Consider the following 19177-nt stretch of genomic DNA (forward strand, 5'->3'; position numbering starts at 1 on the left):
ATGAAAGAAGATGTCTCGCAGAGCGACCTCAAGATTTATGGCGATTATATAAGCGAATTGTTTCACTTGTGGCGAAGCTTTCGGTACAGTAAGCATACATAGGTGGACAGATCATCATGGATATTTTTTTCACCAAATTGTACGTTAATTATATTAACCGGTTGGCAATTGAGAGTTCTGATTAAAGGAGATGTTCATGTGGCTGATGCTAAGCCTGTAGAACACGTGGATTCACGTCGAATCGCGGGAAATATTCTTAAAGGTTCCTTAGGCAATATGATTGAATGGTATGACTGGTATGTTTATGCCGCTTTTGCAGTGTACTTCTCAACGGATTTCTTCCCGTCAGGAGACACAACATCACAACTGCTGAATACAGCGGCAATTTTTGCGATTGGCTTTTTAATGCGGCCGATTGGCAGTCTGATCATGGGGCGCTACGCCGACCGTCATGGCCGCCGCGCCGCTCTGACACTATCGATCTTGATTATGGCGGGCGGTTCGCTCATCATTGCCGCGACACCAAACTATCAAACGATTGGTATTTTCGCACCGATTATTCTTATCCTAGCCAGACTTTTCCAAGGATTGTCGCTCGGCGGTGAATACGGCACTTCTGCAACCTATTTGTCGGAAATGGCTAACAAAGGACGTCGCGGATTCTATTCCAGTTTCCAGTACGTAACCTTGGTCGGCGGACAACTCGTAGCACTCGGCGTCCAAATCATTCTGCAATTATCACTTAATGAAGCTGAATTGAGAGCATGGGGCTGGCGCATTCCATTCGTGATCGGAGCGCTCGGAGCACTTGCTGTTCTGTGGCTGCGACTGTCGATGGATGAATCCGACCAGTTCAAGAAAATGTCCGGAAAAACCAAGAAGAATGCGGGAACCATTAAAGCTTTGATGAAGTACCCGAGAGCGGTTCTAACCGTCGTCGGCTTGACGCTCGGAGGAACGGTCGCATTCTATACCTATACGACCTATTTGCAGAAATTTATGATCAACTCCGTAGGACTCGACAAGGAAGTTGTCAGCATCATCAACTTTGTCGCACTGCTCATTTTTCTGATTCTGCAGCCGCTCGCCGGTATGTTGTCTGATCGAATCGGCCGCAAACCGCTGCTGTTCTTCTTCGGTATCAGCGGCAGCGTCTTGACCGTGCCACTGTTCCTACTCATGCGCGCGTCGCATAGCGTAACCGCAGCCTTCCTATTGATGCTGCTCGGTCTGATCATCGTCACCGGCTATACCTCGATCAACGCGATCGTCAAAGCCGAGCTGTTCCCGACCGAAATCCGCGCGCTCGGTGTCGGTCTGCCTTATGGATTGACCGTCGCCATCTTTGGCGGTACCGCCGAATTCGTAGCCCTGTGGTTCAAGAGCATCGGCATCGAAACCATGTTCTTCTTCTACGTGGCCGCCTGCGTCTTTGTCAGCTTGATCGTCTACTGGCGCATGCAAGAGTCGTCAAAAACTTCGTATATTGAAGCGGAGTTGGAGGAATAAATCTAAGAACGAATTAACTAGAGAAAAGTTTAAACCCAGCATCTGATTCGGATAAGATGCTGGGTTTTGAATTTATAGACGATTTTAGCTGAGATCAAGAAAAAACAGCATAAATTTTCTAAGTTATTTTGTCTGTCATCCTGATTTTCTGTTGGTACTAAAGGATTTATACATACTAATCCGTAAATCAGCAAACGAACTCAATTAGTTAGAAAAATAATTGAAATAACCCTATCCATCAGCTACTATAAGATCGTAGATCAAATAAAAAGCCTTATTTTGTCGGTGTTTAACTAGAACATGGATGTATTGAAATGACAAAGTGAAGGTATTCGATACGGTCCAGGAATTGGTTTAACTAGAACATGGATGTATTGAAATTATGGCATGATCGTGCCCCGCCTTCGCAATCTGCTGGTTTAACTAGAACATGGATGTATTGAAATATCTTTAAAGTCCAAGTGGAACCGTTTATTGTATGGGTTTAACTAGAACATGGATGTATTGAAATTGGGACACGAAGCATAAGAAATTCGATGACAATCCGTTTAACTAGAACATGGATGTATTGAAATAGCAGAGACATCAATCAGTGAGAATGCGCAGGCAATCGTTTAACTAGAACATGGATGTATTGAAATTATCTCAAGTCGGTCGGCATTAACGATGAGGGTCATAGTTTAACTAGAACATGGATGTATTGAAATTTCACCATCCCATCGGTTCGCTTGCTTCTGCTGCTGGTTTAACTAGAACATGGATGTATTGAAATCAGGGTTGGACAAGCTACCGCGTCTTTCCGGATGAGTTTAACTAGAACATGGATGTATTGAAATAATGCTTCACAGAGGTAATCGTACGTGTCGGCTTCCGTTTAACTAGAACATGGATGTATTGAAATTGAGAGTATCCGAATTGCCGGAAGCCACACGGCAGGGTTTAACTAGAACATGGATGTATTGAAATGCAGCTATCCATCAAGATCGACGAGGTACGACAAGGTTTAACTAGAACATGGATGTATTGAAATTCAGTTAGTCCACCTCGTTGTTGTCGGGTCTCTTTTGTTTAACTAGAACATGGATGTATTGAAATAGTAACTCGCCACGATGTGCCAGGACAAGCACACGCGTTTAACTAGAACATGGATGTATTGAAATAATTTTTTATTGAGCAGGTCAGCTAATTCGTTAACGGTTTAACTAGAACATGGATGTATTGAAATAACTTTGAAACTGTGAAATCGTACTCTCCCGCCGGTGTTTAACTAGAACATGGATGTATTGAAATGATCAATTAAATGTCGGAAAATCGCACGAAAATGAGTTTAACTAGAACATGGATGTATTGAAATACGCTTGATAAGCAGTATGCAGCTGGTAAGTTAAACGTTTAACTAGAACATGGATGTATTGAAATCGGCTATCTAATTAAAAATGGTCGTGAGAAAAATAAGTTTAACTAGAACATGGATGTATTGAAATGTATACACCAGTGCTTTCGGTTGATGCGCGTTATGGGTTTAACTAGAACATGGATGTATTGAAATGCTGTCCGATCTCCTTCCTTCGCTTTAGCTGTCTACGTTTAACTAGAACATGGATGTATTGAAATAGATTGAAGCCAACGGCGTGGCTGTCGTTGCGGACGGTTTAACTAGAACATGGATGTATTGAAATTGATCTCTTGATTGTCCATTTTGTTACCCCCTTAGTGTTTAACTAGAACATGGATGTATTGAAATTTAGCCGCCCAAAAGTTACGCTGAGCAAATCCCTGGTTTAACTAGAACATGGATGTATTGAAATCCGATAAGCAACGGCTTTTTTGCATGTATTACCTGAGTTTAACTAGAACATGGATGTATTGAAATGATGATTCGTATACCAAGCTGCAGGAATACATGAACGTTTAACTAGAACATGGATGTATTGAAATAACTCTTGACGGTCTGCAAACCACAGTGTCCAACAAGTTTAACTAGAACATGGATGTATTGAAATCAGACAAGGAGGCGAAGGACATGCCACAGAAATACAGTTTAACTAGAACATGGATGTATTGAAATTACATTCGTGTCGGGTGCGATAATGGAGCAAAAATGTTTAACTAGAACATGGATGTATTGAAATTTATTCCAAAGTCGAAGTTGATGAAATGCGGCAAGAGTTTAACTAGAACATGGATGTATTGAAATATAATATCGTCCCTGGATAGACAGCGAAACCGTGCGTTTAACTAGAACATGGATGTATTGAAATAAGGTTAAAGTAATTGATGGCGTATTTGATAGCCTGGTTTAACTAGAACATGGATGTATTGAAATTGGATAATGCCCAGCGACGACAGCGCACCGAATACCGTTTAACTAGAACATGGATGTATTGAAATAGTTCTGCAACACAACTTCCGTCTGCCAGGTATTTGTTTAACTAGAACATGGATGTATTGAAATTAAGCAATGGGGATGTAAGAGTAGGGATTCACACCGGTTTAACTAGAACATGGATGTATTGAAATGAGTAAAGTGCTTAGCGAGTTTTCGCAGAAATATGAGTTTAACTAGAACATGGATGTATTGAAATTGACCGCGGCGATATGAAGAACTTAGGCACGTACTTGTTTAACTAGAACATGGATGTATTGAAATCTTGCTTCTCATCTTCATTAATCACAAGCTTGTCCGTTTAACTAGAACATGGATGTATTGAAATTACGTTTCAGTGACGTAGCCGACATTGTCTGTGGATGTTTAACTAGAACATGGATGTATTGAAATAAAGCCTGGAATGTTCCTGTTGCATCGACACCAGTGTTTAACTAGAACATGGATGTATTGAAATAAGTGGATGTCCTTGATAAATGTATTCAAAAACTCAGTTTAACTAGAACATGGATGTATTGAAATACGATAAGCGGGTGCATCTATCGGTGATGGACGGCCGGTTTAACTAGAACATGGATGTATTGAAATCCGGTGCTGACGCGCGTTGCAATGGCTTGCAATCCGTTTAACTAGAACATGGATGTATTGAAATATAATGTATAATTATCTCATCAAAGGGAGGATAGTGTTTAACTAGAACATGGATGTATTGAAATCGCCTGCACTGCCGGAGCGATCAGTGCGTTAATCGTTTAACTAGAACATGGATGTATTGAAATGCTACGGCTGAAACATTTGAAAGTCCTACCGCTTGGCGTTTAACTAGAACATGGATGTATTGAAATGCGGTGCTACGTTCTTATATTCTTCCATCTGCCACAACGTTTAACTAGAACATGGATGTATTGAAATCTTGGATGGCGGTAAGCGTCTTGGCAGGCATATAACCGTTTAACTAGAACATGGATGTATTGAAATTGAAACAGGATGCACAGCAAACAGCTAACGAACGAGTTTAACTAGAACATGGATGTATTGAAATTTCGTCGAGGCGTTCAATTTAAACCAAGAGAATGCATTTAACTAGAACATGGATGTATTGAAATGATCCATAAGTACACCAACAAATTCAGAGAGCATCGTTTAACTAGAACATGGATGTATTGAAATAGTGGAAATAGGACGTCTGATGTTCCCTTGACAGCTGTTTAACTAGAACATGGATGTATTGAAATTCCAAAGCTCGTCCTGCATATTCGTCACATTAATTGGTTTAACTAGAACATGGATGTATTGAAATCTGAAAGCCCGGATCGAACGGGCGAAGGGGGCGGCAGTTTAACTAGAACATGGATGTATTGAAATACAATGAGCCGAGTGTGACCGGTGCGAGTGGTGAACGTTTAACTAGAACATGGATGTATTGAAATCTCGTTAATCGCTACGTTCCGGACGTTAGTCAGACGTTTAACTAGAACATGGATGTATTGAAATAGAATCTCTTCCTGCGGAATACTCAAAGCAGTAGAGGTTTAACTAGAACATGGATGTATTGAAATGCGTCAACTTCATATGATTCAGCATGATGATTAACGTTTAACTAGAACATGGATGTATTGAAATACGATTAACTCTTTTGCGCTCAATGCAGGGCGAATCGTTTAACTAGAACATGGATGTATTGAAATTCGTTTGCAACGGCAAATTGTACTCGTCGGGGAACAGTTTAACTAGAACATGGATGTATTGAAATATGGCAGCCTAGCTGATGTTTGCGAGATAACGTTTGAGTTTAACTAGAACATGGATGTATTGAAATATGGTAAGCGGAATGAGGCGATCTTTGCCGATTGAGGTTTAACTAGAACATGGATGTATTGAAATCACCATATCCGGCGATGATGGGCAATGTTAAGCCATGTTTAACTAGAACATGGATGTATTGAAATTTGTACCACAAATCGGAGGTTTTAAACATAGTAACGGTTTAACTAGAACATGGATGTATTGAAATCTTTTTCTATTTCGGCGCGTGCAAGACGAGCGATTTGTTTAACTAGAACATGGATGTATTGAAATCCTTTAAAGGATCCATTTTATACACCCACTCATTTTGTTTAACTAGAACATGGATGTATTGAAATTTCGAGACGATACCAAGGCCCACATGACCGCCGACGGTTTAACTAGAACATGGATGTATTGAAATTTACAAACAAATACGTCAACTTGGAAAAATGTTATTAGTTTAACTAGAACATGGATGTATTGAAATAGCACTCCTTCAGCTGCTACAACGTGTGGCGCATTGGTTTAACTAGAACATGGATGTATTGAAATTGGACATAGATCTTGCCATGGCATCAACGCCTTTGGTTTAACTAGAACATGGATGTATTGAAATATCGCTGAATCTCGTCTGTACTAATTCCTTTCCATAGTTTAACTAGAACATGGATGTATTGAAATTGAAGCTTTTACAGGATATCTCTGCTATCGGCCGCGGTTTAACTAGAACATGGATGTATTGAAATAAGATAGACGCAGTTAATGATTTACTTGATCTAATGTTTAACTAGAACATGGATGTATTGAAATGTGGTTAGATCAGGGCATAGCTTCAGATAGTCTTCGTTTAACTAGAACATGGATGTATTGAAATTTGATACGCCGACCTCATCACATTTCTGTTTGAAACGTTTAACTAGAACATGGATGTATTGAAATTCGATTCCGTTCACCTTATACACAGCGCTGTAGAGTGTTTAACTAGAACATGGATGTATTGAAATTACCACCGCATTCCGGAGTATAATAAATCTTGAAAGTTTAACTAGAACATGGATGTATTGAAATACAAGCGCCTCGCTTGTCCATGCATTCTGTACGTCCGTTTAACTAGAACATGGATGTATTGAAATATAGTAATGACTTCTCCATCTTTAAGATTATCAATAGTTTAACTAGAACATGGATGTATTGAAATCAACTAACCGGCGACCATAAGTAAGTGGAATCACTCGTTTAACTAGAACATGGATGTATTGAAATGAAGAAGTTATTCTTGCTAATGGGTTACCTTGGTATAGTTTAACTAGAACATGGATGTATTGAAATGAAGGAGTCCATGTTGCTCCAAATGGAGAAGTTTACGTTTAACTAGAACATGGATGTATTGAAATTCCGTAGCCATATTCCGCTCGATGTCCCCCATCAGAGTTTAACTAGAACATGGATGTATTGAAATCGCGCAATGGGAGCGGGATAAATGATGCGAAATAATGTTTAACTAGAACATGGATGTATTGAAATATGGTATATGAGGAGAATTAAATATGAGCGAATTAGTTTAACTAGAACATGGATGTATTGAAATTTGGGAAAAAGGTCCGGAAGCGTGTTATGAAGAAGGTTTAACTAGAACATGGATGTATTGAAATATGAAAAATGGAGTTCCTCGCCAAACACAAAAAATAGTTTAACTAGAACATGGATGTATTGAAATATTTGTGTTCGGTATCTGTGAAAAATCAAAAGACGTGTTTAACTAGAACATGGATGTATTGAAATTCGGTCATCGCGTCAACTGAAATGATTACCGATGGCTGTTTAACTAGAACATGGATGTATTGAAATTAAAACTCACCTACTTAGTTGATCTTTTTCATAAGGTTTAACTAGAACATGGATGTATTGAAATTTGGTTTCTCAGAATGCTTTGCTGTACTAGGCTCTGTTTAACTAGAACATGGATGTATTGAAATTCGGCACTGTGGCACCGCCCACAGTGGACACCGGAAGTTTAACTAGAACATGGATGTATTGAAATTTTTGCACAAGCTGGCCACTAGTACCGACAGCCGCCGTTTAACTAGAACATGGATGTATTGAAATAAAAATAGAGCGATAACGATTAATGCACCGATCACGGTTTAACTAGAACATGGATGTATTGAAATTGGGATGCGGCGCAATAGGATGCCTAATCCCTATCGTTTAACTAGAACATGGATGTATTGAAATCGGCAACGCTCTACGACGCTCAAATGAATTGCTTAGTGTTTAACTAGAACATGGATGTATTGAAATTTTTGGGCTGAAGCAATTTAGCGTTTGGAAAGTATGTTTAACTAGAACATGGATGTATTGAAATTCGAATGGCAACGATTTCGCCAGTCGTGCTATCCAGTTTAACTAGAACATGGATGTATTGAAATAGAAGCATCTGACCAGATTCAAGGACTTCCATCATTGTTTAACTAGAACATGGATGTATTGAAATCGCAATTACGGTTAATGGGGTAGAAAAGAAGTTTGTGTTTAACTAGAACATGGATGTATTGAAATTCAGAATGCGTACTCGAATCAATCGAGTTGAATCTTGTTTAACTAGAACATGGATGTATTGAAATATGTTTTTCACGATTGCTCTGCCGGGGCAGGGCAGTGTTTAACTAGAACATGGATGTATTGAAATACAAGAGCGCCGGTTTGTATTAATCGGCGCGCTCTGTTTAACTAGAACATGGATGTATTGAAATACCATCACGGCAGCTATTGCTGATGAAGCAGCAGCTGTTTAACTAGAACATGGATGTATTGAAATCCGCCAAAACCATCATCTTCGCCCTCTACAAACTGCGTTTAACTAGAACATGGATGTATTGAAATAAATTTCAGCACGGTCTTGTGATTCGCCGTTGACTGTTTAACTAGAACATGGATGTATTGAAATTTAAGCAACAGCAAGCCATACTCGCACAGAACGGAGGTTTAACTAGAACATGGATGTATTGAAATTTGTCCAAGTGGTCCGGATTTAAACCAAGCTGTAGGGTTTAACTAGAACATGGATGTATTGAAATATGCAAAGCATTTCTGCCCAATCAATCGTGTCGATCGTTTAACTAGAACATGGATGTATTGAAATATATTCTCGATATGCTCAGGGTAGCGAAAATCCGTCGTTTAACTAGAACATGGATGTATTGAAATCTTTTGGTCACGCTCCTTTTTTTGCAATAGAAAAGAGGTTTAACTAGAACATGGATGTATTGAAATAAGGAACCGTTGAACAGTTGAAAGGCTCTCTTGAGACGTTTAACTAGAACATGGATGTATTGAAATCATTAAAGTTGGCGCACTTTACATGGAAATGGGAACCGTTTAACTAGAACATGGATGTATTGAAATTATCTTGGTTATATGAAACACGCAAATTGTAATCGTGTTTAACTAGAACATGGATGTATTGAAATAGAGTCGAAGCGCAAACGGGAAATATCGCGTTAAGGTTTAACTAGAACATGGATGTATTGAAATATTGTCATAAGCTCGGTGAAGGCTTCGCCGCCCGAGTTTAACTAGAACATGGATGTATTGAAATTAGTTTGGCGCGTTAATTTGGGCATACGCCGTACTCGTTTAACTAGAACATGGATGTATTGAAATATCAATGAGTGATATCGTTGCCGATCTGGTCTCTGGTTTAACTAGAACATGGATGTATTGAAATAAGGAAACAACGCTTTTAAACCGTCGTCAAGCAGAGTTTAACTAGAACATGGATGTATTGAAATGTCTTAAGCCTCCGTCCGTGCCACATATCGGGGTTAAAGTTTAACTAGAACATGGATGTATTGAAATATCCTCGCCAAGCCACATAAGATGAGACCGTGCGCGTTTAACTAGAACATGGATGTATTGAAATATTGTTCAAATGGTATGTGGCATTCTAGTATTTATGTTTAACTAGAACATGGATGTATTGAAATACCGCTTTGGCTATCGCTTGATCCTGCGGATGTTGGTTTAACTAGAACATGGATGTATTGAAATATTCTACGCTTGTCGCGGAGAACCGACGCAAGCCGTGTTTAACTAGAACATGGATGTATTGAAATTTCTATCAACTTGGTCTTGAAGTAGTTCCTTCTGGTTTAACTAGAACATGGATGTATTGAAATCACTACGACCGATCCCCAAAGCATCGCAGATCATTGTTTAACTAGAACATGGATGTATTGAAATTTAAGAAACTGGCAGCAGAGGGCATCTACATCTGCGTTTAACTAGAACATGGATGTATTGAAATTTGTGATGATCGGGACGAATGATCGGCAGACGCAGTAGTTTAACTAGAACATGGATGTATTGAAATTATCTTTCCTGTGCCTGTCCCCGCTACGATCGCACGGTTTAACTAGAACATGGATGTATTGAAATCGAAGAAGATGTGATGAGTACAGAGACAGTCAATAGGTTTAACTAGAACATGGATGTATTGAAATGATCGATGTTCCCATCACTAGTGACGACACTGTTGGTTTAACTAGAACATGGATGTATTGAAATTATGCCCTCGCTCCAAAAGATGAGTCAACTGGTAATGTTTAACTAGAACATGGATGTATTGAAATCGGAAAGATCGCCACTCGTTGGTTTCCGGTAGATGGTTTAACTAGAACATGGATGTATTGAAATTCGTTCGGTCGGTCGGGAACAAGCAACGCAGCCGCGGGTTTAACTAGAACATGGATGTATTGAAATAAACACATCCGGATTGCTCTTGAACGTCACAACATCGTTTAACTAGAACATGGATGTATTGAAATTATTTTTCTTACACATTTACATCGTCTTTAAGTTCCGTTTAACTAGAACATGGATGTATTGAAATTTGCGTATATAAATTCTTAAATTGAGAGCCAAATAGGTTTAACTAGAACATGGATGTATTGAAATTGATCGAGAGACAATCCAATGTACACCGGGGGAGATAGTTTAACTAGAACATGGATGTATTGAAATATATTATGAAGGTCTGACTGCGGAACGTCGTGTCACGTTTAACTAGAACATGGATGTATTGAAATAGAGCAATATCAGCGATCGTATCATTATCTGTTTCGGTTTAACTAGAACATGGATGTATTGAAATATGCCAAGGTCCTCGGCCAGCTTTCGCGCGATCGGCGTTTAACTAGAACATGGATGTATTGAAATATGATATACGCTTCCACTTCGTTCCGCTCCTATCAGTTTAACTAGAACATGGATGTATTGAAATTTGGTCATGACGATGGCTCTACCGGGGCAAGGCAATGTTTAACTAGAACATGGATGTATTGAAATATAGTTAGATCAGCTTTTTAACTAGTTAACATATTGGTTTAACTAGAACATGGATGTATTGAAATGGGATTTAAAACGTTTAAATACGCTGCGCCCCGTCTTGTTTAACTAGAACATGGATGTATTGAAATTGATTTTTCGTTACTTCCAAAGCACGAAAAAAACCGTTTAACTAGAACATGGATGTATTGAAATTAAATGTCTTGTACTTTGTTTTGTGCGTGGACATTTGTTTAACTAGAACATGGATGTATTGAAATCTTCAGCGGTCAAGGCTGTAGGGAATACGAAAATCTGTTTAACTAGAACATGGATGTATTGAAATATCTGCTTTTCAACCGCTCTAAGGGACGCAGGAAGTGTTTAACTAGAACATGGATGTATTGAAATTATATATAAAATAAATGGGGTGACTCGGAATGGAGGAGTTTAACTAGAACATGGATGTATTGAAATATGGCAGCATCTAGGACATCCTGATTGCGATAATATGTTTAACTAGAACATGGATGTATTGAAATACGGTTAAGAAAATTATTGCAGCATTTGAAGGCGAGTTTAACTAGAACAAGGATGTATTGAAATAAGGAATATTACATTTAATACCCTGCCACTGACCGCTGTTTAACTAGAACAAGGATGTATTGAAATAGCAGATTGACTTTCGTCTTGATAAATTCTTCTGTGGTTTAACTAGAACATGGATGTATTGAAATAATCATATATAGCATCGAGCCAACCAAAAAGAGGGTGTTTAACTAGAACATGGATGTATTGAAATATGGAATGTTGCATTTAATCCCCTTCCACTGACCGCGTTTAACTAGAACATGGATGTATTGAAATTCAAAAGTTCACCACTCGCACCGGTCACACTTGGCTTAGTTTAACTAGAACATGGATGTATTGAAATTTCTTTTTTATGGAATGGGTCAGAATGGAAGGACGTGTTTAACTAGAACATGGATGTATTGAAATCCGCTTGTCAGATTGCCGGTCGGCTCTGCCGCGGAAAGTTTAACTAGAATATGGATGTATTGAAATTACTCAGAGGATGGCTATAACTGCCAAACTGACCCAGTTTAACTAGAACATGGATGTATTGTAATCATGCTTCCCTGAGCATTTCAAGACCTTCAATGTCAGTTTAACTAGAACATGGATGTATTGAAATTCAACAGCCTGCTGGACGTCCGCGATAAATGATAATGTTTAACTAGAACATGGATGTATTGAAATCTAGCCCGCTTCTGGGAGCTGGGTATTCAGCGTTTAACTAGAACATGGATGTATTGAAATTGGTACCAGCTCGCCGGACCCGATCCGGTTGCGGGTTTAACTAGAACACGGATGTATTGAAATTGAGTACTGCCATCGCAAAACGTCACGAGTATTTTGTTTAACTAGAACATGGATGTATTGAATTTGGCAAACGGAGCAGATGATCTGCCACTCGTAGACAGTTTAACTAGAACATGGATGCATTGAAATTCCATATTGCCAAGCATCGTAACTTGAGTAACAAGGTTTAACTAGAACATGGATGTATTGAATTTTGCTCACTCATAGTTTCTCATTCGCTATTATTTTACTAAACCAGCGCTGAAAATTATAATTTACATTTATTAGAATATTGACAAAATATAAGGGTGAAATTAATATATAAAGAAATATAGATTTTTTAACGTTTAACGTATTGAAAAATAGTATTATTTTTTCAATAGTATTATTTTTTCATCTAACTAGAACATGGATGTATATTATGTTTTCATATTTTTTATAATTCGGAATTAAATTGTGATTTTATAGAGGAGGTAAATAAAAAATGGGAAAGAGAACATACTCACCTGAGTTTAAAAATCTTGTCGTTAGCCAGTTTTTTTTAGGAAAAGAGAAAAAAGAGATAATCAAAAAATATAGTTTATCTCGCTCCACATTAGACGAATGGATTAATTTCTTTAAAAGAAAAGGACCATTTTAAATGAGCGTTTCATTTATGGACATAACAAAAAAATAGTAGTATGTGTCGAAAAATAGCTGGATTAAAAACGGAGAATATTCTCAACTTTTGCTCACAACATTTACTAGATCATGTATAATAAGTCCTAGGATAAATTCAGGAGTGATAAAAATGGGATATGAGATCGTTGTAACCACTCTCCTCAAACGCAACCTTCCTTATCAAAACGCCCAAGAAGAAATTGGTCGATTAATTAACTTGTCGATGCTTAAAGATGATCATTTAAAAGTATTTCATAAAAAAAACGATTATAAATTCTATTCATTTAACAATCTTTACCCAATTGAAAAGTCCGGAGTCTATCAAAAAGGTAAGCTGTATATCTTCCGAATCAGAGCAGTTCAAGAAACATTTGTGAAAAAGATAAAGTCATGCTTATTTAACCTTGGAAATGACACTTTTCAAATAATATCTTCTGAAATCCACAAATTTCATCCTAAGTTTATCAATATGCTTTACACAGCAACACCGGTTATTGTGACTATTGATGGTGGTCCGTTCATGCCCGACGACAATTTGTCATTATTAAAAGAACGGTTAGAAACGAATGCAGAAAAGAAGTATAAGAAATTATTTTCGGTAGGGCCGAGAAGCACTGATTTTATTGAAAGAATAGAGATGATCAATCGGAATCCAACAGTAACGCGTTATAAGAACATGACCTATTTAGGTAATAAGTTAAAGGTTTTTATTCGTTCAGATGATGTGTCGCAATCACTCGCGAAAATCGTTGCTTCTGCTGGTCTTGGCGAGAAGTCCTCATCCATTGGAGCTGGATTTTGTTTTGTTTACTAAATAACGATGAAAGGTGGAAGCGCCTTGATCAAAGATTTACAGTTTTTGTATCAGAAAGCTATTGATCATACTGATGGAAAAATTATCTTGGATAATTATGAACTCAAGGAAGGTTTGTACTTGAAAATCAACCCGAATCTTTCTCTAGAGTCAAATCAGTTGGAAGAGTCCGATCGGGTACTTACCATCAGAAAAAAGTCAGAACTCGATACATCGACGCTGACATTGAGGGACTGGTTCTTACCAAGAGATTTTTATTGCAGTGCGATATCAGCAAATAAGTTTGTGGACACTAAGACTAAGAAATTACATAATACGAATTATTTGTCGCTTTTTATGAAGCTGGATACGTTTATTGCAGATGATCCTCAAAAGGAAAAGCAATCGAAAAAAGACAAGTTTCTTCTTGAAGATGAATGGAAAGACTACATAAATACTTTTTACACGAGTAAACTGGCTGCTGCTGATCAAAAATTAAGAGACATTACCGGCTATGCAGAGCTAAAAAAATGGTTGGACAGTGAAGAAAGACACGCCATACGAAGCTGTATCCTCAAATTTCTTCTTAACAATTATTCCAACCTCATTCAATGGATTCATCGATTGAAAAATGATCACAAAGCCAAAAATTATCTGCGACTGTTTTTTGAGGCTGACGAGAAAACCTATGAACAAGAATATCAAATTTATGTTTATCCAAGCATATTTTTGAAAAATGATTTTAACGTTGAGTATGGAGATTCCATTTTTGGAGTACCTAGTTACAACGTCGGTCTTAATAGTAAGAAACCTTATTTAAAATCACGCACAAAAAAATCCCAAGTTCCGCTACTGGTTTCCCCCGAGGAATCGGCACTTAGAAAAAATCTCTTCTCATGGTTACAAGCACAAAAGGCGTTCGCTGTTCACCAAATAGCTGAAAGAGAACTTTTTGGCGAAAATAACAAAAGTAAAGCTAATGAAACGATTCATTTAAGGTTAGACGGCAACGGTGTTATAAACTACTATGAAAAGACTCCCTTTTCGCGAGGCAATCAACTGGATAAGCCTTTTTTGCTTGAGAATATTATTCAAGCGAGAGAATGGGTTGACAAAAAACATTATCAAATTGCTGAAAATCGTGAACCTATTCTGAATCCGAAGAGTTTATTGCAAGTAACCAGTCAACTGTTCTTTAAAAATTATTTACACTCCAGCATGTTATACGATGAACCAAAGATCAAATCGGGTGTTTTTCCAGGAGAAATGCTCAATTCTTTTTTGAACAGCCGACAAGCACTGTATGATTTCTTTTTCAAAGGTACGGATCTTACATTAAAACCGATGATTGATCGTCTTTCACAAGAGATAATAGAGATTCAGCTATTAAAAACTGTTAGTGGGGTAAGCATCGGTAACTTGGGACAAGCCTATAATTTGAGATTGGCATGGCTTCGTTATTTTAATATCGACGGGAGTGAAGAGAAGATGCAGAAGTTAACAGAACTTGTGCAGGGACTCAAAGAAAAATTTTCACAAAAGACAGCTGTTGAATTAAATACTAATCAAGAATTTTATTTCACGGCGGGACAACTGGCCTACTATCTGATGTCACAAAGTGAAACGAAGAAAAAAAACTTTGGGATGTTTGAAGGTGTTTTAAGGGCTAAGAAACCATCTTTGCTAAAAAGACAATTAGACGATCTATTTATGACTTATAGTCATGCGATCTCAACAGGTAATATTACTTTTAAAAATGCATTTGCGGCCATTCAAGTTTATCCCGAAACAAAGAAGATGATCCAAAATGAAGAGCGAGACTACTTAATGGCAGGAATTTTAGCAAACAATATTTTCTTCCAAAAAAAAGAATCGCAAACACAGGAAGGCGGGGAGTCAAATGACTAAATTCAATAAGCGCGTATATGGGTTAATCGGTGTTTCAAGTTTGCTTGCAAATTGGAATGCGGATTTTACGGGGCGCCCCAAATCACTGGCTGATGGCACAGTGTTTGGTAGTGACAAAGCGTTGAAATATGCGATGAAACGTTATTGGGTCAATGAAGGGGAGAAGGTGCTGTACATTCGAAGCTATCAAATGAACAAGGGAAAACTTCAGCCCCGTGAATTAAAAGAACAATATGAGCAAGTATTTAATACGGAATTAAAGAAAAAGGAATCCGCAGATGAAGTACTTGGCAATCTATTATCGGCTGTTGACGTTGAAAATTTTGGCGCAACGTTTGCTGTTGAGGATCAAAATATTAGCTTGACGGGTGTAGTTCAGATTGGTCAGGGCGTCAATCAATATGAGGATACGGTTACAGAAATTCAGGATATTCTTTCTCCGTTTCGTAACAGTAAAAAAGAGGATGCGGATGCTTCTAGTTTAGGTAAAAAAATTGTCAGTAATGAAGCTCACTATATTTATCCTTTTTCCGTCAATCCGCAAAATTATGATGAATACATCCCAATGGTTGACGGATTTGATGGATATTCGGAGGAAGCATATGTGAAATTTAAGCGGGCGGCAATGGTCGGCGCTACGGCTTTAAATACAAACAGCAAATCTGGAGTAAGCAATTCTTTTGCTCTTTTCATAACGTTTAAGGAAGGCGAAAATGTCTACCTTCCACAGTTGGACAACTATGTTGCCTATGAGAAAATTGATGGAAAAAGTATGATTGATGTTACTCTATTGAACGAGTTGTTGTCTCCTTTTCAAGATCAGATTGAAAGTATTGAGTACTACGCTGATCCGTTTAAAATCGAATTTAAAGGTAATGAAAACGATGTGAAAAACATTTATACCTCCGAATTTTTGTAATGAATAAATCTGAGAGTCTTGTGGTATTAAGTCAAGACCTAAATAAGATTTATTTCTGTGCTCTTCACCGATGTTTCAAAAATGAGAGTACACAAACCTAAGCCTTCACTAATTACCAAAATTTTGAAGGCGATAAGGAGGCGGATCTTTACTGATTATCGGCGATTCCACCTCCCTTCGGCGTGTAAATCAGGTGGTCGCGAAGCAGCACGTCCACCAGCCGAACTAGTTTTCTTGCTGTTAGTACGAGTGCACGTTTATGGCGAAACTTAGGAACTTCGTTGAATTTTTTCTGGTAATAGGCCCGATAAACCGGGTCACATCGCTTTACTGAATTGGCAGCTTCAATTAAGTAGTAGCGAAGGTATTCATTACCCGTGTGTGTTCGTGGCGTGCGTTCTGCCCGAAAAGTTCCAGACTGAGAGACTTTCCAGTAGAGGCCGGCATATTTAGCGAGCTGAGCCTCATTGTCAAAGCGGTCAATCTGACCAATCTCGGCAATCAGACCGGCCGTGTAGACCGGACCGATTCCCGGAACACTCATGAGACTCTGCGCCTCCGAGATGATGACGCATAGGGACTCAATGCTCTTGTCCAGTGTCTGAATTTGTTTCTTCAACCCGGTGATGATACGGGCATAGGTGGCAAGCACGACATCAACGGAATCCTGAAGGACTTTGCCAATGCGGTAGGAATCCCGAATCGCTTTCTGAATCGCTTTGGCCAGCTTTTCCGGATCACTGAAACGTCCTTTCCCGGCCTTGTTTAGGTGTTCCGCAAGATCCTCCATCTTCATCTGGGAGATCTCATCAAGAGACAGGGAATCGCTTAGGATGTCCATGATGGACGCGCTGAACACAGAAGTCGGAATTTCCTGAGTCAAGGTGTTGCACGTGTAGTATAGATTTTCTAAGAAGTGCTGTTTACATTCGGTCATTTGATGAATCAGTTGGTAACGGGTTCGTGTCAGACGCTGGAGAGCAACATATTTTTCTTCCTTGATCACCGGCACTTGATAGCGTTCAATACGTAGAAAATCGGCAATCCGGAAGGCGTCAATCGTATCGGTCTTGTCCTCGTCAAACAGCCCTTTATAACGATGAATCATCGTTGGGTTGAGGGTTACGACATCCAGAGGCAGCTTCTTCAAGTCCGCATCTTCATGAAAGAACACGGCCGGATGAAAGCTGTAGATGGATGTAGACTCCATGCCGATCACCACCCGTTGATAGTGAGCGGCTGAGTGGAACTTTAACACCAGTTCCTTAATGGCACCAGCACCGATCAGATTATTCGCTAAAGATTTTTGGATCAGCTTATTTTGATCACTGTCCAAAAAGCAAACGTCTAGTTTCTGTGAACTCACATCAATACCAACAAACAATTTCATTGGGAAGGACCTCCTTTCCTGATCAATTTTGGAATAAGCTCGGATACTCTGTGATGTCCCCTAATTACAACTGCATGAACGCGACCTCGCGATCAGTAGACCCTGACTACGCGTTCAAAGCTGCCTCATCCTGCTTCTGATGAGTTGAACCGCAGCCGCTACATCTTGTGCGTCAGCATATCTGGCAGTTGCCTGGGCGGCAGACTTTAAACGTAGTCGAACTACAGGAGGAATAAGCCTAGTCCAGTTGGATCCATTCCAATGAACAACTAGAGGATATCACGCAGTACCCGAGCTGAACAGGGATGACTATTAACTTCAAAACTTATTATACGAGGAGGAAGATTTATGGAAGCAATCGCATTTGAACTTTCCGGAAAAACGGCTTTTTTTAAGAAACCGGATGTTAATGAATATGCCTATTTCACATACAGTCATATTCATAAAATTGCTTTACTGGGATTGCTCGGTTCTGTTCTTGGTCTCAGTGGTTATTGGCAACAGTATGAATCCTTGCAGAGTGATGGAGAGACTGAGCAAAATCGTTATCCGGAATTTTTTGAACGCTTGCATTCAATAAGTGTTTCCATTGTTCCTCATGGAGATCGTGGTTATTTTGCCAAAAAAATTCAGGCTTTTAACAACAGCGTTGGTTATGCTAGCCAGGAAGCCGGCGGCAATCTTATTGTAAGAGAACAATGGCTCGAAAATCCTTATTGGACAATCTATCTGTTGCAGAATAATGTGTCATCAGATATTTATAATCACTTAAAAAAATTATTGCTTAATCGCCAATCCACATATATCCCCTATTTAGGAAAAAACGATCATCCGGCAAGGATTAGCGGAGTACGAGTTATTAAGCTTGAAAATCAAGATGTGATTGATGGAATTAATTCGTTGTTTCCTGTCGATGAGGTGGAATTTGCGCGTAGGGGAACTGTGGATGAAGTATCCAGTCCTTATTATTTTAGCGAGTGGATGCCGGTTGATTTAACAAGGCGGACAAATCACTACAGACTTAGAGAACTTGCTCATACGAATAAAAGAATACAAGAAGTCAAGGATAAAAGTAAAATTTTTCAGACAGAGATGAAAACCCTTTATTTTATTTAGGATCTGAATAATCTGTTTGGA

Annotated in this window: 7 protein-coding genes and 1 CRISPR repeat array; of the genes, 6 read left to right on the forward strand and 1 reads right to left on the reverse strand. The window is 38.7% G+C overall.

Annotated elements, in window-relative coordinates; translation table 11 throughout:
* The first annotated feature begins 276 nt into the window (after positions 1-276).
* From ABWW58_RS15945 to ABWW58_RS15965, 5 genes are all read left to right on the forward strand, one after another.
* On the forward strand, positions 277-1509 hold the full coding sequence (locus ABWW58_RS15945) for an MFS transporter (RefSeq protein WP_353870142.1): 1233 nt from the start codon (positions 277-279) through the stop codon (positions 1507-1509).
* Positions 1510-1796: 287 nt separating this feature from the next.
* A CRISPR array of direct repeats spans positions 1797-12584; the repeat unit is 29 nt; unit sequence GTTTAACTAGAACATGGATGTATTGAAAT.
* Positions 12585-12854: 270 nt separating this feature from the next.
* Positions 12855-13010, forward strand: coding sequence for a hypothetical protein (locus ABWW58_RS15950; protein WP_353870066.1), 156 nt, complete (start codon positions 12855-12857; stop codon positions 13008-13010).
* Positions 13011-13160: 150 nt separating this feature from the next.
* Positions 13161-13844 carry a CRISPR-associated endoribonuclease Cas6 gene (cas6, locus tag ABWW58_RS15955; protein ID WP_353870067.1) on the forward strand — a complete coding sequence of 228 codons (684 nt, stop codon included), beginning with the start codon at positions 13161-13163 and terminating at the stop codon, positions 13842-13844.
* A gap of 24 nt (positions 13845-13868) precedes the next feature.
* A complete protein-coding gene (locus ABWW58_RS15960; RefSeq protein ID WP_353870068.1) occupies positions 13869-15731 on the forward strand; it encodes a hypothetical protein in 1863 nt (620 codons plus the stop codon).
* A complete protein-coding gene (locus ABWW58_RS15965; RefSeq protein WP_353870069.1) occupies positions 15724-16650 on the forward strand; it encodes a type I CRISPR-associated protein Cas7 in 927 nt (308 codons plus the stop codon). Before ABWW58_RS15960 ends, ABWW58_RS15965 begins: the two co-directional genes overlap by 8 nt.
* Before the next feature lie 148 nt (positions 16651-16798).
* Here the strand turns inward: ABWW58_RS15965 and ABWW58_RS15970 are convergent, their stop codons facing one another.
* Complete coding sequence (locus ABWW58_RS15970; RefSeq protein WP_353867488.1) at positions 16799-18040, reverse strand: IS110 family RNA-guided transposase; 1242 nt, start codon at positions 18038-18040, stop codon at positions 16799-16801.
* Positions 18041-18388: 348 nt separating this feature from the next.
* On the opposite strand from ABWW58_RS15970, the gene cas5b reads away from it, so the two are divergent.
* Positions 18389-19156: a type I-B CRISPR-associated protein Cas5b gene (cas5b, locus tag ABWW58_RS15975; RefSeq protein WP_353870070.1), complete on the forward strand. Its 768-nt coding sequence runs from the start codon at positions 18389-18391 to the stop codon at positions 19154-19156.
* The last annotated feature ends 21 nt before the right edge of the window (positions 19157-19177 follow it).

The sequence above is a fragment of the Sporolactobacillus caesalpiniae genome (genome assembly GCF_040513385.1).
GTDB lineage: Bacteria > Bacillota > Bacilli > Bacillales > Sporolactobacillaceae > Sporolactobacillus.

Bases quoted from the DNA above. Each gene is read 5' to 3' on its own strand.
- ABWW58_RS15945 (WP_353870142.1), top strand. From the start codon at position 277: ATGATTGAATGGTATGACTGGTATGTTTATGCCGCTTTTGCAGTGTAC.
- ABWW58_RS15950 (WP_353870066.1), top strand. From the start codon at position 12,855: ATGGGAAAGAGAACATACTCACCTGAGTTTAAAAATCTTGTCGTTAGC.
- cas6 (WP_353870067.1), top strand. From the start codon at position 13,161: ATGGGATATGAGATCGTTGTAACCACTCTCCTCAAACGCAACCTTCCT.
- ABWW58_RS15965 (WP_353870069.1), top strand. From the start codon at position 15,724: ATGACTAAATTCAATAAGCGCGTATATGGGTTAATCGGTGTTTCAAGT.
- ABWW58_RS15970 (WP_353867488.1), bottom strand. From the start codon at position 18,040: ATGAAATTGTTTGTTGGTATTGATGTGAGTTCACAGAAACTAGACGTT.
- cas5b (WP_353870070.1), top strand. From the start codon at position 18,389: ATGGAAGCAATCGCATTTGAACTTTCCGGAAAAACGGCTTTTTTTAAG.